14 protein-coding genes are annotated in these 17028 nt (G+C 43.9%); 8 read left to right on the forward strand and 6 right to left on the reverse strand.

Annotation, left to right across the window (positions count from 1 at the left end; translation table 11 throughout):
- Positions 1–461 precede the first annotated feature (461 nt).
- Positions 462–3371 carry an RNA polymerase-associated protein RapA gene (gene rapA / locus L8S15_RS08950; protein ID WP_102277583.1) on the forward strand — a complete coding sequence of 970 codons (2910 nt, stop codon included), beginning with the start codon at positions 462–464 and terminating at the stop codon, positions 3369–3371.
- A 110-nt stretch (positions 3372–3481) separates the two neighbouring features.
- On the opposite strand, the gene L8S15_RS08955 is transcribed toward rapA, so the two are convergent.
- On the reverse strand, positions 3482–4759 hold the full coding sequence (locus L8S15_RS08955; RefSeq protein ID WP_102277584.1) for a divalent metal cation transporter: 1278 nt from the start codon (positions 4757–4759) through the stop codon (positions 3482–3484).
- Positions 4760–4915: 156 nt separating this feature from the next.
- On the opposite strand from L8S15_RS08955, the gene rluA reads away from it, so the two are divergent.
- Positions 4916–5650 carry a bifunctional tRNA pseudouridine(32) synthase/23S rRNA pseudouridine(746) synthase RluA gene (gene rluA, locus L8S15_RS08960; RefSeq protein ID WP_016767788.1) on the forward strand — a complete coding sequence of 245 codons (735 nt, stop codon included), beginning with the start codon at positions 4916–4918 and terminating at the stop codon, positions 5648–5650.
- Between the two features lie 34 nt (positions 5651–5684).
- Complete coding sequence (locus L8S15_RS08965; RefSeq protein WP_016791512.1) at positions 5685–6686, forward strand: D-2-hydroxyacid dehydrogenase; 1002 nt, start codon at positions 5685–5687, stop codon at positions 6684–6686.
- 72 nt (positions 6687–6758) lie between these two features.
- Here L8S15_RS08965 and L8S15_RS08970 read toward each other — a convergent pair whose 3' ends face one another.
- The 4 genes from L8S15_RS08970 to argR form a co-directional block, all read right to left on the reverse strand.
- Positions 6759–7196 carry a universal stress protein gene (locus L8S15_RS08970; RefSeq protein ID WP_010434405.1) on the reverse strand — a complete coding sequence of 146 codons (438 nt, stop codon included), beginning with the start codon at positions 7194–7196 and terminating at the stop codon, positions 6759–6761.
- A 107-nt stretch (positions 7197–7303) separates the two neighbouring features.
- A complete protein-coding gene (locus L8S15_RS08975; protein ID WP_016789717.1) occupies positions 7304–9883 on the reverse strand; it encodes a TRAP transporter permease in 2580 nt (859 codons plus the stop codon).
- A 251-nt stretch (positions 9884–10134) separates the two neighbouring features.
- Positions 10135–11103, reverse strand: a complete 969-nt coding sequence (locus L8S15_RS08980; RefSeq protein ID WP_010434410.1) for a TAXI family TRAP transporter solute-binding subunit — start codon at positions 11101–11103, stop codon at positions 10135–10137.
- Between the two features lie 343 nt (positions 11104–11446).
- On the reverse strand, positions 11447–11917 hold the full coding sequence (gene argR / locus L8S15_RS08985; RefSeq protein ID WP_010434411.1) for a transcriptional regulator ArgR: 471 nt from the start codon (positions 11915–11917) through the stop codon (positions 11447–11449).
- Between the two features lie 351 nt (positions 11918–12268).
- Between argR and mdh the strand changes: the two genes are divergently transcribed.
- On the forward strand, positions 12269–13204 hold the full coding sequence (gene mdh, locus L8S15_RS08990) for a malate dehydrogenase (protein ID WP_010434414.1): 936 nt from the start codon (positions 12269–12271) through the stop codon (positions 13202–13204).
- Between the two features lie 124 nt (positions 13205–13328).
- Positions 13329–13520: a hypothetical protein gene (locus tag L8S15_RS08995; protein ID WP_010434417.1), complete on the forward strand. Its 192-nt coding sequence runs from the start codon at positions 13329–13331 to the stop codon at positions 13518–13520.
- Between the two features lie 100 nt (positions 13521–13620).
- On the opposite strand, the gene ispB is transcribed toward L8S15_RS08995, so the two are convergent.
- Positions 13621–14592: an octaprenyl diphosphate synthase gene (gene ispB / locus L8S15_RS09000; RefSeq protein WP_016789716.1), complete on the reverse strand. Its 972-nt coding sequence runs from the start codon at positions 14590–14592 to the stop codon at positions 13621–13623.
- A gap of 268 nt (positions 14593–14860) precedes the next feature.
- Between ispB and rplU the strand changes: the two genes are divergently transcribed.
- The 3 genes from rplU (at position 14861) to cgtA (ending at position 16946) form a co-directional block, all read left to right on the forward strand.
- Positions 14861–15172, forward strand: a complete 312-nt coding sequence (rplU, locus tag L8S15_RS09005) for a 50S ribosomal protein L21 (protein WP_004740823.1) — start codon at positions 14861–14863, stop codon at positions 15170–15172.
- Between the two features lie 19 nt (positions 15173–15191).
- Positions 15192–15449, forward strand: coding sequence for a 50S ribosomal protein L27 (gene rpmA, locus L8S15_RS09010; RefSeq protein ID WP_004735905.1), 258 nt, complete (start codon positions 15192–15194; stop codon positions 15447–15449).
- 324 nt (positions 15450–15773) lie between these two features.
- Positions 15774–16946, forward strand: coding sequence for an Obg family GTPase CgtA (gene cgtA / locus L8S15_RS09015; RefSeq protein ID WP_010434429.1), 1173 nt, complete (start codon positions 15774–15776; stop codon positions 16944–16946).
- Positions 16947–17028: the final 82 nt, after the last annotated feature.

Below are 17028 nucleotides of genomic sequence, written 5' to 3' on the forward strand. Positions count from 1 at the left end.
TCTCCTTGCCGTCGTACGGCTTGCTTTGCATTCATTGAACGTAGATAAAGCTCATATAAAGATTAGTAGCTCATTCTGGTGATAGTCAACTACTTACCTAAACTTCATCTAGAGGAATATCGACATATCGTTGTGAGTGAATATGGCGTGTTCATTTAAGAGCAGCAATCTGCTACCTATAGATTAACCATGATTTTTTGACAGTTTGATTGCATTGGCGAAAACAGAAAAAAAGTGTGAAATCATCGCCTTTAGGCGTGACCTAAATCACAGCATCGAGTAATATTAGCGACCTTTTTCTGCACCATTTTCTTGAGATATTTATTATCGAGAGCGCACTTAAAAAGTGGCTGCAAACTAGGCATTTTTGGCTATATTTTTAATGCAGGAGCGATAACGCTCTTGTTTAAATTGCAGTTCAAATGACCAAATTCCAACTATAAGATTGAGGTAGTCGATTCATGACATTTGCTTTGGGGCAACGCTGGATAAGCGATACGGAGAGCGATTTAGGTTTAGGTACCGTTGTAGCAATGGATGCTCGTACAGTGACACTAATGTTTGCAGCGTCAGAAGAAAACCGTGTCTATGCACGTACTGATGCTCCCGTAACCCGAGTAACGTTTAATGTAGGCGATGTCATTGAATGCCAAGAAGGTTGGTCTTTATCTGTCGAAGAAATTATCGAAGATAAAGGGCTGCTGACGTATTTAGGTACGCGTGAAGATACTCAAGAAACAGAGGTGACTCTGCGTGAAATCTTCTTAAGCAATCAAATCCGCTTTAATAAGCCGCAAGACAAACTGTATGCGGGCCAAATCGACCGTATGGATAACTTTGTGTTGCGTTACCGCGCGCTAAGCAATCAATATCAACAACACAAGAGCCCAATGCGTGGCTTGTGTGGTATGCGAGCAGGCTTAATTCCTCATCAGCTGTATATTGCTCATGAGGTGGGTCGTCGTCACGCTCCACGTGTTTTGCTGGCCGATGAAGTGGGTCTAGGTAAAACCATCGAAGCGGGCATGATCATCCACCAACAAGTTTTGTCTGGCCGAGCTGAACGTATTCTTATTGTGGTACCTGAAACTCTGCAACACCAATGGTTAGTAGAGATGATGCGCCGTTTCAATCTGCACTTCTCTATCTTTGACGAAGAGCGTTGTATTGAAGCCTTTGCAGAATCAGATAACCCATTCGATACACAACAATATGTTCTGTGTTCTTTGGATTTCCTACGTAAGAGCCGCAAGCGCTACGAACAAGCACTTGAGGGTGAGTGGGATCTGTTGGTTGTCGATGAAGCGCACCACCTTGAGTGGAGCCAAGACAAACCAAGTCGCGAATACCAAGTGGTTGAAGGTTTGGCTGAAAATACCTCTGGCGTACTGCTACTGACAGCAACGCCTGAGCAGCTTGGTCGTGAGAGCCACTTTGCACGTTTGCGTCTTCTGGATCCTGATCGCTTCTACGATTACGAAGCATTCGTTGAAGAAGAAGACCAATACGCACCGGTTGCCGATGCAGTTACTGCACTGTTCTCTGGCGTGAAGCTTGAAAACAGCGCGAAGAACCAGATTACTGAACTGCTTTCTGAGCAAGATGTTGAGCCTTTGTTCCGCATCATTGAAGGTGATAGCAGCGAAGAAGAGCAAGCATTAGCTCGTCAAGAATTGATTGATAACCTTATGGATCGCCATGGTACAGGTCGTGTTCTATTCAGAAACACACGTGCTGCAATCAAAGGTTTCCCTAAGCGTAATGTAAACTTACTGCCGATGGAAATTCCAACGCAGTACACAACTTCGATGCGCGTATCTGGCATGATCGGCGGCAAGATGGCTCCTGAAGCTCGTGCGATGAAGATGCTGTATCCAGAAGAGATCTTCCAAGAGTTTGAAGGTGAAGACTCAAGCTGGTGGCAGTTCGATTCACGCGTTAACTGGTTGATTGAAAAGATCCAAGACAAGCGCAGCGAAAAGATCCTAGTGATCGCATCACGTGCAAGTACGGCGCTTCAATTAGAGCAAGCACTGCGTGAGCGTGAAGGTGTGCGTGCAACCGTATTCCACGAAGGCATGTCGATTCTTGAACGTGATAAAGCCGCGGCTTACTTTGCTCAAGAAGAGGGCGGTGCTCAGGTTCTGATCTGTAGTGAAATTGGCTCTGAAGGTCGTAACTTCCAGTTCGCTAATCAACTCGTGATGTTCGATCTTCCATTCAACCCTGACTTGCTTGAACAACGTATTGGTCGTTTGGACCGTATCGGTCAATTGCGTGACATCGACATTCATGTCCCTTACTTAAAAGGCACATCACAGGCGATTCTAGCGCGTTGGTTTGATGAAGGTCTGAACGCATTTGCAGAGACGTGCCCAACGGGTCGCACGGTATACGACAAGTACTCAGATGTTCTTATCGAAATGCTGGCTTCTGGTAATACAGAACAGCTTGATGAAGTGATTGAAGAATCTGCCAAGCTAAATCAAAGCCTAAAAGCTGACCTAGAAAAAGGCCGAGATCGCCTACTTGAGATGCACTCAAACGGTGGCGATAAAGCGCACGAAATTGCAGAGAAGATTGCATCAACTGATGGCGATACTAACTTAGTAACGTTTGCACTGAGCCTGTTCGACACGATTGGTTTGAACCAAGACGACAAAGGTGAAAATGCACTAGTCGTGACACCATCTGAGCACATGATGGTACCAAGCTACCCAGGTTTACCTTATGAAGGTGCAACCATCACGTTCGATCGTGATACAGCCCTTTCTCGTGAAGACATGAACTTCATTAGCTGGGAGCACCCAATGATTCAAGGCGGTATTGATCTGCTATTGAGTGAAGGTGTGGGTGCGTCAGCGGTATCACTACTGAAAAACAAAGCGCTGCCTGTGGGTACTATCCTACTTGAGCTGGTTTACCTTGTGGACGCGCAAGCACCGAAACGTAGCGGGATCAGCCAGTTCCTACCTAAGACACCAATTCGTTTGATGATGGATGGTCGTGGTAACGATCTATCTGCTCAGGTTGAGTTTGATAGCTTTAACCGCCAGCTAAGTCCTGTAAACCGTCACTTAGCGAGCAAGCTAGTGAACTCGGTACAAGGCGAGATTCACAAGCTAATTGAAGCGGGTGAGACGCATGTACTGCCGAAGGTTGAAGAAGTTCGTCAGCAAGCTCAGAAAGATATGCAAACTAACTTGAATGGTGAGCTAGAGCGTCTACAAGCGCTTAAAGCCGTGAACCCTAATATTCGTGATGAAGAGCTAGAGGTTATCGAAGCTCAAATCAATGAACTGACAGGTTACATCAGCAAAGCTCAGGTTCAATTAGATTCACTACGTTTGATAGTGGTTTCTCATAACTAGTTTTGAATTAGTAAATGCTTTAACAAAAGAAGGCCTTCATGATGAAGGCCTTCTTTTTATCTAGCGTTTGAAAGGTGTTTTGATTGTTGAAGCGTGCAATGGCAAAGAAATTACATTAACCATTTCCACCAAACAAATACGGCTAGGAAACCAAATAGGTAAATAAGACCTGCGACAGACAACCATTTTAGCTTAGTGCCAATCGCGAGCGCTTTTGGAAGCTTTGTTTTACTGACTAAGATGAAGTTAAGCAATGCGAAGAATGGCGTAGTTGCAAAAGCAAGTACCATCGCGAAATCAAGCATAGGCATTAAAGCAGCACTGAAGAACATCACGATGGAGAGTGCTGCGAGAGAGACGATGACGATCCAACCCTGTAGCATTTTTGGGCTGCTTTCTTTTTTAAACAATAGACGTTGTGATTCAGCAAGCACGCGTGAATAACCATCGATAACGGTAATGGTGCTGCCAAAGATACAGAAGAATGCGATCAGAGCGATTAATGGACGAGACCATTCACCAATCGTTGAAGCGTAGATACCCACCAATTGATGAGTGAAGCCAACACCAGAGCGAGACAGTTCAACACCTGAACCGTGAAGGACTAGCGCACCTAAAGCAACGAATACTAAAGCAAGCAGTGCTGTACCAATGTAGCCGACATTGAAATCGAACAGTGCTGATTGAGCGGTCACTTCTTGTTTCTCTTTTTGGCTTTTTAGCCACATAGAAGTGATGCTTGAGATCTCGATAGGAGCTGGCATCCAACCCATGGTTACCACGATAAAGCCGATAGCAGCCAATGACCAAGGCGACGGTGGAACAAAAGCCGCATCAGGTTCAACGGGAGAGCCAATCGCAATGGCGACTGCAGCTAAGGTTGTGATGGTCAGGATCGCCATGATCGATTTAGATAGCGTGTCGAGAGCGCGATAATGGCCGGCGAATAGAATGATTAAGCATGTCGCTAAAACGATCATGCACAATGTGCTGGTGGCCAAATCAAAAGGAACAAAGTAGCTAAGTAAGCTTGCACTGAATAACAGTAAGGCTGCGGTATTCACAACGGCTGAAATAGCACTCAAAATAGAAAAGATCACAAGGTAAGGGCGACCTAAGTTAGAGTAACCTTCCACCAAGCTTTGACCCGTTCCCAATGTATATTGGATGCCGGCTTTAAAGAACGGGTACTTAAATAGGTTCACGAGGATAATAAGAGCGGCAAGTTGCCAGCCATATATCGCACCAGCTTTAGTGGATGCAACTAAATGTGAACCTCCCACAGCAGCTGCAGCCATCATAATACCTGGGCCAAGAGACCTAATTAACGTTGATAGGGGAGCAGAGGTTTGTGCTTTTGTTGTTGTAGTTTTAACCGTACTTTCCATCATTTTTCCTTTGATGCTGACTTCTTATTTTCCGTTCCCCTATCAATACCATGTTTTGTAAGGTCGTCAACTTTTATGTACAAAAAAGACTTAAATTGTATTTTTTAATAAACAACTTGACCATAAATTATTATTTAACAGTAACTAGAGGCTAGAATGGCGTTAGAACATTACGCACCACCGCGTGACCCCTGGATTGATATTGTTTATCAAGATGACGATATTCTTGTGGTAAATAAACCTGCTGGCTTACTTTCAGTTCCTGGGAGGTTACCAGAGCATTACGACAGTATGTGGAGTCGCCTAGTCGTGGATTTTTCAGATATTCAGGTGGTGCATCGCTTGGATATGTCGACATCGGGTTTGATGCTGCTCGCTAAACACAAACAAGCTGAGCGTCATTTGAAGAAGCAGTTTCAATATCGACTGACACACAAACTCTATTACGCGCGAGTATGGGGCCGATTGGAAAAAGCAGAAGGTTTGATTGATCTGCCACTCATTTGTGATTGGCCAAATCGACCGAGACAAAAAGTGTGCTTCGAGGATGGAAAACCCTCTCAGACTCGTTATATCGTCGAACAACAAGAGCCTCAAACCACACTGTTGAAGTTACTTCCTATTACGGGTCGTTCCCATCAGTTACGCGTGCACTGCATGGCGCTAGGGAATCCAATTGTAGGCGACGAGTTTTACGCAACGTCAGATGCGTTTAATTATAGCGATAGGTTAGCTTTGCACGCTTGTGAATTGAGTTTTTATCATCCGAGCACCAATCAATTATTCAAAGCCTTTGTCCCTTGTGACTTTTATCCTCAAGCACGACCGCAAATTGAACAGCACTTTGAAATTGCGCCAGAGCTTCCAGACTACAGTAAGCTAAAAGCTTAGAATGACTCAATTGACATAAACTCAAGGACGTACAATGCCGAAGTTGAAAGTGGTCTTTCTCGACAGAGCCACCATCCCATCTCAAATCCATTTAAAACCGCTCAGCTTTGAACATGAGTGGTTGGAGTATGATTTTACAGCTCCCGATCTAGTTGCAGAGCGAGTCCTGGACGCGGACGTGATTATCACCAATAAGGTTGTGCTCAACGCAGACAATTTATCTCAAGCACAACAACTTAAGTTAATAGCGGTTTCTGCGACGGGTGTGAATAACGTTGATGTTGATTACTGCAATGAGAAAAACATAGCAGTGGCTAATATCCAAGGTTATGCGACTCAATCGGTGCCCGAACATGTAATCGCGATGCTATTTGCGTTAAAGCGTAATCTCGTTGGTTACCATCAAGATATTGAAGCTGGTGAGTGGCAAAAGGATAAACAGTTCTGTTTCTTTACCCATCCGATTCAAGATATCGCAGGCAGTACATTGGGCTTAATGGGCAGTGGGAGCTTAGGACAAGCAACTGCCGCACTGGCTAAAGCGATTGGAATGAAAGTGATCTTCGCAGAACGTAAAGGGGCTGATTCTTGTCGAGAAGGGTATCTGCCTTTCGATGCTGTCTTACAGCAAGCCGATGCGATCAGCTTACATTGTCCGTTAACCGAAGCAACTCGCAATTTGATTTCAGAGCCAGAGCTAGCAATGATGAAACCAAGTGCGGTATTAATTAATGCGGGGCGTGGAGGGCTTGTCGATGAACAAGCTTTGGTTGAGGCTTTGGTCAATCATCAGATTGCAGGTGCGGGTATGGATGTGTTTACACAAGAGCCTGCGGACAAGTCGAATCCACTATTGGCTAACAGTCACTTATCCAATTTACTATTAACGCCTCACGTGGCGTGGGGCAGTGACAGCTCAATTCAAAAACTGTCGGATATCTTAATGGATAACATCGAGGCATTTGTTGAGGGTAAGCCACAGAACTTAGTGAGTGAGTTCATTCATGATATGAGTGTCTTCATGGACGCTAATTAAGCGTTGCAGAAACAAAAAGGTTGGCTTTTAGGCCAACCTTTTTAGGTGTTTATCTTACGTTTATCGAACGGGTTAGCCTTGAGGCTTAACTACTAACACATTGATTGGTGAGTTCTGTACGACTTTACTCGCGACTGAACCCAGTACAACTTTGTCGATTTTTGAACGCTTGTGGCTAGGCATGACGATAAGGTCGGCACCAAGTTTTTCAGCGTAATCTAGGATTGTTGTGTAGGTTTTGCCTTCGGCAACATGAACCTTATACACCACTTCATCATCGATGTGCTTATCGGCAAACTCTTTCAGCTGATTTTTAACATCGAGCTTCATTTGGTTCGCCGCATCTTTTGGGAAGTAAGACGCAACCATCGACATGTGAATGCCAGGTAGTACGTTCAGAATATGGATCTCAGCATTGCTGTGTTTTGCGTGCCATACCGCTAGCTCGACAGCTTTGTCTGAAAAGCCTTTGTCGTTAAGATCTACGGGAACAAGGATCTGTCTATACATGTATTCGTCTCTTTTTGAGCAGCGCTAAGTAAACACCAAACGCTGTAATTATCTTTTCCATGTAGTAAAAAAGCCAAATAGAGTAGAGCGCTACTTGGCTCTATCCATTACGCGCTAATCTCATCCTTACGAGCACGCCTTCTTTGGTTCATTGCTAAACCAATCAAAATCAGTAGGGCAGGCAAGAACACCCACTCTTTCATTGGTCGATCTGCATCTTGGATAACGGATTTAATTTCCCAATCAAAGTCAATACCAGCGGCTTCTGCAGGGCTACCGAACTCAACCATATCAACAATCATTTTGTCGTCAGCTTGTGTCAGCATTAAGCCCATTGAAGCAATACGGTCTTCACTTGTTGTTGCAGAATCTTCAAACGGAAGGCGAACTGTCTTCTCAGAATAGTTACCTTCTAAGTTTTCACCACCTACTCTCAATTCAAGTGATTGTCCCACAGATAGATTCTCTGTGATTTGAGCGATCTCAACTCCTGGTGAAAGAACTTTCTCTGGATAGATCATGTCCCACCAGAAACCAGGGCGGAAGAAAGAGAAGGTTAGAATCAACAGCAGTAATGTTTCCCACCACTTGTTCTTAGTAAACCACCATCCTTGTGTTGCTGCTGCAAAGATAAGTACTGCAGTAACAGAGGAGAAGATAGTCAGCGCTAAGTGCCACCAAGAATCAATCCCCATTAACAGTAGTTGGGTGTTGAAAATAAACATGAATGGCAATATCGCGGTCCGGATATCGTAGGTAAAACCTTGAATACCAGTGCGAATTGGGTCTGATTTCGCAATCGCGGCGGCAGCAAAGGCTGCCAAACCTACTGGAGGTGTATCATCCGCAAGAATACCGAAGTAGAACACAAACAAGTGAACCGCAATCAATGGAATGATTAGGCCGTGTGCTGCGCCCAGGGTAACAATGACCGGAGCCATCAAGGTTGAAACAACAATGTAGTTCGCTGTGGTTGGTAAGCCCATACCTAAGATTAAGCTGATTACCGCGGTAAACAACAGCATAAGAATGATGCTACCGCCTGAGATAAATTCAACGAAATCGGTCATAACAAGGCCGATACCGGTCAGAGTTACTACACCTACAACGGTACCAGCAGCCGCTGTCGCTACGCCGATACCGATCATGTTACGTGCGCCTGAAACCAAGCTCTCTGCGAGGTCAACGAAGCCCGCTTTGGTTTGTTCTGCAAGATCGTTCGATTTGTTCATCAGAGTCATCAAAGGACGCTGAGTGATCAAAATGAAGATCATGAAAACTGTTGCCCAAAATGCAGATAGACCCGGAGAGAAGCGCTCAACGGTTAGACACCATACTAGTACGACAATCGGTAGTAAGAAGTGAAGACCTGATTTAATCGTTGGGCCAGGGTCTGGAACCTCAGTAAGCTCAGCATCGATTTCCATGCCGCCTTCAGCGGCGTATTTTGCTGATACGCGAACGAGGGCAACATAAGCGATCAATAGCGCTACTGTTACGATTGGTGTTGCAGCATCGCCAAAGACATCTTTTGTCCAACCTACACCGTAATAAACCGCAGCGCTAATCACACATAGCCCAAGAATGGTACCCGTGAAGGAAAGTAGGCTTTGTACAAGTGTCGGTGTGTGACGGCGAGGTAAGCCAGTCATGCCCGCTTTACATGCTTCTAAGTGAACGATGTAAATCAGAGCGATGTAAGAGATTAGAGCGGGCAATAGTGCTGCTTTGATTACTTCTACGTAAGAAATACCCACATACTCAACCATCAAGAAGGCTGCTGCACCCATGATAGGTGGTGTTAATTGACCATTCGTTGAAGCCGCGACTTCTACCGCACCTGCTTTAGTACCTGGGAAACCGACACGCTTCATTAGCGGGATAGTAAAGGTACCTGTGGTTACCACGTTGGCGATAGATGAGCCTGAAACCAGGCCGGATAGGCCAGAAGCGACAACGGCTGCTTTCGCTGGGCCGCCTTTCATGTGGCCAAGTAAGGAAAACGCGACTTTGATAAAGTACGCGCCGGCGCCTGCTCGTTCTAGCATTGCACCAAACAGTACAAACAAGAATACAAATGATGTTGATACGCCAAGTGCAACACCGAATACACCTTCAGTTGTTAGCCACAGGTGCGACATTGCCTTGTTTAGGCTCGCACCTTTGTGGGCAATAACGTCTGGCATGTGAGGGCCGCCAAAGGTGTAAAGTAGGAATACTGCTGCCACAACCATAAGAGGTGGACCTAAAGCGCGTCGTGTTGCTTCAAGCAGTAGAATCATTCCGAAAACGGCCGCAACAATATCAAATGTTGTTGGTGCGCCCGAACGTTCAGCGAGTTCAGTGTAGAAAATATAGATATAAGAAGCTGAAAAGCTACCAACAAGCGCTAATATCCAGTCGACAGCAGGGATGTGATCCCGAGGCGAATTTTTCATGGCTGGATAAGCGGTAAAGGCTAGGAAAATAGCAAATGTAAGGTGAATTGCTCGAGCTTCAGTATCGTTTAAAATTGCGAAGTTAAAAATGAACGGCAGCGGAGATGCATACCAAAGTTGGAACAGTGACCAACATAGAGGCACAAACCATAAAATACGGCCTTGGATACCGTGAGGGCTACGCGCACCAGTATCTGATTGTGCCACCATTTCTTGCACATCTGGAGACGGTGTTGTTGTCTGCGTCATGTACTTTATCCTTTTATTGATGGTCTGCCTTTCTTACGAACAACGAGACATTATTTATCCCTTATCTAGTGTAGTGAACTGACAGGTAAATGCGTTTTTGTTCGTCTTTGTCTTAGGCTTGATACGAAGGTAAGTTCTCCAAATTGGAGAAACTTAAAGGTTTGCTCTTTTCACTTGGGTTATTTTTATAAACGTGAAAAGCCAATAAGGAGGGCATGCCTCCTTATTGGTAGAGTAAGCTTAAAGTAGAGTTACTTTAGAAGACCTACTTCTTTGTAGTATTTTACTGCGCCAGGGTGAAGTGGGATAGAGATACCCGCTTTAACCATGTCTTCTTTCTTCAAGTTAGCAAATGCTGGGTGCAGGCGTTTGAATGTAGCGAAGTTTTCAAATACTGCCTTAGCAACGTTGTATGCAACTTCTTCAGAAACGTCTGAAGTCGTTACCATTGTTGCAGCAACACCAAAGCTGTTTACGTCAGCGTCTGTACCACGGTACATGCCAGCAGGAACTGTGCTGTAAGCGTAGTATGGGTTTTCAGCTACGATCTTGTCGATCTGTGGACCTGTTGCTGAAACCAGTTTTGCATCACAAGACGTTGTTGCTTCTTTGATTGATCCGTTCGGGTGACCAACCATGTAGATGAATGCATCAATCTTGTTATCACAAAGTGCTTGCGAGCGCTCAGAACCTTTTAGTTCAGAAGCAAGCTTGAAGCTGTCGTTAGTCCAACCCATAGCGTCCATTACAACACCCATGGTTGCACGATCACCAGAGCCTGGATTCCCAATGTTTACACGCTTGCCAGCAAGGTCAGCAACATTGTTGATACCAGCATCGGTGCGAGCGATGATGTTGAACGGTTCTGTATGTAGAGAGAACATAGCGCGAAGTTTCTTGTATTCGCCCTGATCTTTGAACTTACTTGTACCGTTGTAGCCGTGGTATTGCCAGTCCGATTGAACAACACCGAAATCAAGTTCACCAGCACGGATGGTGTTAACGTTGTAGATTGAACCACCAGTAGACTCTACAGAACAACGGATGTTGTGGTCTTTGCGGCCCTTGTTCACTAGCTTACAAATTGCACCGCCAGTTGGGTAGTAAACACCTGTAACTGAACCAGTACCAATTGTGATGAACTCTTGAGCGTTAACTGCGCCAGCGCCCATTACAGCAGCTGCAATAGCACCAACTTTAATCAGTTTGGTAAATGCCATGAATTTCCCTTCCTTTATTCATTATTAACCCTGAAACAAGTGTAGTTGTTTCTGGAGTTTCCTATTTGGAAACGGCACCTTTTTCAATCCATGTGATGAAAAAGTGTCTGAATAATATCAAAAATTGGCAGAAAATTACTCGAATGTTAAAAGATATAGCTAATAAATCTAACAAATGAGGCTTAGATATCGTGTTTAATTTGCTACTGATTTTTTTAAAATCAATGGTTTAGTGTAGATAGCAGGGGGAGGGGGGATATATTCTAGGATGTGATTTGGATCACGAAGTAAATAGATATTCATGATCCATTAGTACGGTTGATAGTTATGAAACCGGGAACAATTAGCCAGCGTATTCAAACAGTTCGCATACTGAATCGAACAATTGCTTAGTGGTGACCGTCAAGGTTGGGGTGATGAAGATTGTATCATCGCCTGCGACTACACCCAGTATGCCTTCTGACTTACCTAATGAGTCTAATAAACGAGCGATAAGTTGTGCAGCACCAGGGCCTGTGTGTATCACAACTAATGCATTGTTGTGGTCAATATCTAGTACTAACTCTCTTAAAGAGCTAGAAACTGTCGGAACACCAAGTTCAGCTGGAAGGCAGTAAACCATTTCCATTTTTGCATTGCGAGTTCGAACAGCACCAAACTTGGTTAACATACGCGAAACTTTGGATTGGTTGATGCTTTCAAAACCTTCGTGTTTGAGGGCGTCAACAATTTCACCTTGCGAACCAAAACGTTCTTCTTTTAATAGAGCTTTAAAAGCGCGAACTAAGTTGTCTTGTTTTTCTGTATTGCGCATATGTCATTCTTATTCATTAACAAAGATATTTGCATATTCTCGCATACATATTCAATTTTAGCCAAAGTATCCCAGTAATTTGTTAGTCATATCACTGTAAATTTTTAATAGAATAATGTGTTATTTGCGACGAGTTATTTTGTTATTTCAGTCGATTATCGCCATAATGCGAACTCGCTGTGTAGCACGGTTTTATTGACTTGCGCGAAGTCGCAAAGCTGGCGTTAATTGATTGTAATCACTTTGTGATTAATATAGTTTTTTAACGATAATTTAGCTTTTTAGCCTTAATCTAGCTCAAGAACTACCCTACAAAGAATTTATAAGAGAAAGCTCTCAAGGAGAATAACAATGAAAGTAGCTGTTATTGGTGCCGCTGGTGGCATCGGTCAAGCCCTAGCCCTATTACTTAAGAACCGTCTACCTGCTGGTTCAGATCTTGCACTTTACGACATTGCACCGGTAACACCGGGTGTAGCTGCCGATCTTAGCCATATCCCAACCCCTGTTTCGATCAAAGGTTATGCGGGCGAAGATCCAACACCAGCACTAGAAGGTGCGGATGTTGTACTTATTTCTGCGGGCGTAGCTCGTAAGCCTGGTATGGATCGTGCGGATCTTTTCAATGTTAATGCTGGCATTGTTAAGTCTCTAGCTGAGAAAATTGCAGTTACTTGTCCTACAGCTTGTGTTGGTATCATTACTAACCCAGTAAACACAACAGTGCCAATCGCTGCTGAAGTACTTAAGAAAGCGGGCGTTTACGACAAGCGTCGTTTATTCGGTATTACGACTCTTGATGTGATTCGTTCTGAAACGTTCGTTGCTGAGCTTAAAGATAAAGATCCAGGCGATGTTCGTGTTCCTGTTATCGGCGGTCACTCAGGTGTTACGATCCTTCCTCTTCTTTCTCAAGTTGAAGGCGTAGAGTTCACTGATGAAGAGATCGCAGCGCTAACGACTCGTATCCAAAATGCAGGTACTGAAGTTGTTGAAGCTAAAGCGGGTGGCGGTAGTGCTACTCTATCTATGGGTCAAGCGGCTTGTCGCTTCGGTCTTGCTCTAGTGAAAGCGCTTCAAGGCGAAGAGAACGTGATTGAGTGTGCATACGTTGAAGGCGAAGGCGAGCACGCACCATTCTTCGCACAACCAGTTAAACTTGGCAAAGAGGGTGCAGAAGCGATCCTTAGCTACGGTGAGTTGAGCGACTTCGAACGCAACGCACTAGACAGCATGCTAGAAACGTTAAATGGCGATATTGAGATTGGTGTTGAATTCGCTAAATAAGTGATAGATAACTAAACTCTGCTAAAAAGACAGTTAACGAAAGCCGATCATTGTGATCGGCTTTTTTGATCCTTTAGCTCAAGCGATTCGTAACGGTCTCTATAGCTAAGTTAGAGGAAAAGTTATGTCTAGTGTTCAAAAAGGAATGAATGTCGAATATTTAGGGCGTTTGGGGAAAATATTGGTTATTGATGAACAAGAACAATTTGCCCTAGTGGAGACTTACAGCGGACAATATCAGTACGCAGTGCCAATGGCTGAGCTTGAAGAAATTGAAACTGAGCAGCCGTTATCTCTAGAGTCGAGCAGATATTGATTGGCTTTAACTCGCACAAGACGCTAAAACCAAAAAAGAGCCCTGAGGCTCTTTTGTTTATTTATAGCGTGTCGTTATTCTACTGTTAATGACGTCGGAATCACTTACTACGTTTAACAGCAAGATGTGCGAGCGTAATTAATGCTTGCTTATATTCTGAGTCAGGAAGCACAGCAAGCTCAGTTATGGCTTTATCTGCTTCTTCATAAGCTTTATTTGTAGTGTACTCCAAAGAACCTGTTTCTTTCATAACAGCCATAATATCGTCAAGACGTTCCATGCCATTGGCTTTTTCAATAGCCTCACGAATCATACTTGCTTGTTCTGGAGAGCCATTATGCATTGCGTAAAGTAGAGGCAGTGTTGGTTTGCCTTCGGCAAGATCGTCACCAACGTTCTTACCCATCTCTTTACCATCAGCTGTGTAATCCATCACATCATCAATCAGTTGGAATGCGGTACCTAGATATTTACCGTAGTTCTGCATTGCTGTTTCGATTTCAGGTGACGACTCTGTGAGAATTGCGCCGATTTGTGTTGCAGCTTCAAACAGGCGAGCTGTCTTAGAGTAGATGACTTGCATGTAGCTTTCTTCTGTGGTGTCGGGGTTGTTACAGTTCATCAATTGTTGAACTTCACCCTCGGCAATCACGTTTACCGCTTCACTCATTAGCTCGAGGATCTTTAAAGATCCTAGCGTTGTCATCATCTGAAATGAGCGAGTGTAAATAAAATCTCCAACTAAAACGCTAGCGGCATTACCGAAAGCAGCATTGGCTGTCGCTTTACCACGTCGCATGTCCGATTCGTCGACGACATCATCATGAAGCAAAGTTGCTGTGTGAATAAATTCAATAAAGGCCGCAGAGGTGATATGAGCTTCACCCTGATAACCAAGAGCACGAGCAGATAAAAGAGCAAGCAAAGGACGTAGGCGTTTGCCACCGCCGCTAACGATATAAAAACCAAGCTGGTTGATTAAACTTACGTCAGAATTAAGTTGGGCTTGAATTGTTTCATTCACTTTTGCCATATCATTGGCAGTAAGCGTTTGGATAGCTTTAAAATCCATTGTTCATCCGGCTGAAGTTAGACCCTGTAAGGCTTATACGTTGTATTTAATTGTTGAATAATACACTAAAAAACGTTGATTAATACATCACTTAAGGGCATCATTGCCGCACTTTTCTTTGGCGAACATGTTTTCGCCAATATTTTAAAAATATGGCTTGTCATAGCGCCATGATTCCCGTAGAATCTGCGCCCTATTGATTAGTTTAGCGCACACCCGAGTTGTACAATTAACAACCATAGGCTGTGCGGAAAAAGCGGAGTAAAATATGTACGCTGTTTTCCAATCTGGTGGCAAACAACACCGAGTAAGCGAAGGTCAAACACTTCGTTTAGAGAAATTAGACGTTGAAACTGGTGCAACTGTTGAATTTGATAAAGTTCTTCTTGTTGCTAACGGCGAAGAAATCGCTGTTGGTGCACCTCTTGTAGAAGGTGGTAAGGTTACTGCGGAAGTAGTACAACACGGTCGTGGCGATAAAGTAAAAATCGTTAAGTTCCGTCGTCGTAAGCACTCTCGCAAGCAAGCTGGTCACCGTCAGTGGTTCACAGAAGTGAAAATCACTGGCATTAACGCTTAAGTATTAGGAGAGTTTAACAATGGCACATAAAAAAGCTGGCGGTTCTACTAATAACGGCCGCGATTCAGAAAGCAAACGTCTTGGTGTTAAGCGTTTTGGTGGTGAATCTGTTCTTGCAGGTAACATCATCGTTCGTCAACGTGGTACTAAATTCCACGCTGGCACAAACGTTGGCATCGGTAAAGACCATACTCTTTTCGCTCTTACTGAAGGTAAAGTGAAATTTGCAGTAAAAGGTCCTAAAAACCGCAAGTTTGTAAGCATCGAAGCTGAGTAATTTAATCTTTAACTAGATTATTTATACTAGCTTTCAAGCTGAATTCAAAAGCCCTGCCGATTCGGCAGGGTTTTTTATTTATAGCGAGAATAAAAAAGTAGACGCTCTGGCTTGGGTTTTGGAAGCTGTATGGCTTTTTGATAAACAGTTCGGTTTTTAAAAAGCAGCTTGGTTTTTAAAACACGTAAAGCAAAGAACCTCTCCTTATTTGTTCCTTGATTGCAGATCGATCTAGATCTTAGGTGATCGATCTAAACTCGGATCTGCTAGAATTTATATCACTCCTTGATGAGTGGTAACGCAACGTAAGTGCGGAGTTAAAAAATGAAATTCGTTGATGAAGCATCAGTAAAAATAGAAGCCGGTGATGGCGGTAATGGTACAGTCAGCTTTTGGCGCGAAAAATTCGTTGCTAAAGGTGGTCCTGATGGCGGTGATGGTGGTGACGGCGGTGATGTTTACATTCAAGCTGATGAAAACTTAAATACACTGATCGATTATCGTTTCCAACGTTTTTACAGCGCTGAACGTGGCGAGAATGGCCGCGGTGGCAACTGTACTGGTAAACGTGGTAAAGATATTACACTGAAAGTACCTGTAGGTACTCGTGCTGTTGACATTCACACTAATGAAATCGTTGCTGAAGTTGCTGAACACGGCAAGAAAGTAATGGTTGGTAAAGGTGGTTGGCATGGTCTTGGTAACACCCGCTTTAAGTCGTCTGTTAACCGTGCTCCTCGTCAAAAGACAATGGGTACTAAAGGCGAAGTTCGCGAACTACGCTTAGAGCTTCTTCTATTGGCTGATGTTGGTATGCTTGGCTTACCAAATGCAGGTAAATCTACCTTTATTCGCTCAGTATCTGCTGCGAAACCAAAAGTGGCTGATTACCCATTTACTACGTTGATCCCAAGTTTGGGTGTGGTGAGTGTCGTTCCTGAGAAGAGTTTCGTTGTTGCCGACATTCCTGGTCTAATCGAAGGCGCAGCTGATGGCGCAGGCCTTGGTATTCGCTTCTTGAAACACCTTGAGCGTTGTCGTGTTCTTCTGCATATGATCGATATTCTGCCGATTGACGGCTCTGATCCTATTCAGAATGCATTGACGATCATTGATGAGCTTGAGCAATACAGTGAAAAAGTTGCACAGAAACCACGTTGGTTAGTGTTTAACAAAGTTGACTTAATGCCTGAAGAAGAAGCTGATGAAAAAATTCAAGAAATCGTTGAAGCTTTGGGTTGGGAAGGCGAGTACTTCAAGATCTCTGCAGTGAACAAAATCGGCACTAAAGATCTTTGCTTTAAACTGGGTGAGTTCATGGAGAACCTACCTCGTGAAGTTGAAGCAATTGAAGAAGAAGAAAAAGTTAACTTTATGTGGGATGACTACCATAAAGATGCAATGAGCGGTAAGAACGTCGTAACTGAAGATGACGACGACTGGGATGATTGGGATGACGAAGAAGATGACGGTCATGTTATCTACGTTCGTGACTAATCCTCGCTGTTTCTTATGCGCACTTTAGTCACTTTTTCTAAGATACGCTGATAGTTTTATTAAACCGCAATGAAAATTGCGG

Origin of the sequence: Vibrio sp. S/42/10, assembly GCF_029890535.1 — a bacterium.
GTDB lineage: Bacteria > Pseudomonadota > Gammaproteobacteria > Enterobacterales > Vibrionaceae > Vibrio > Vibrio cyclitrophicus.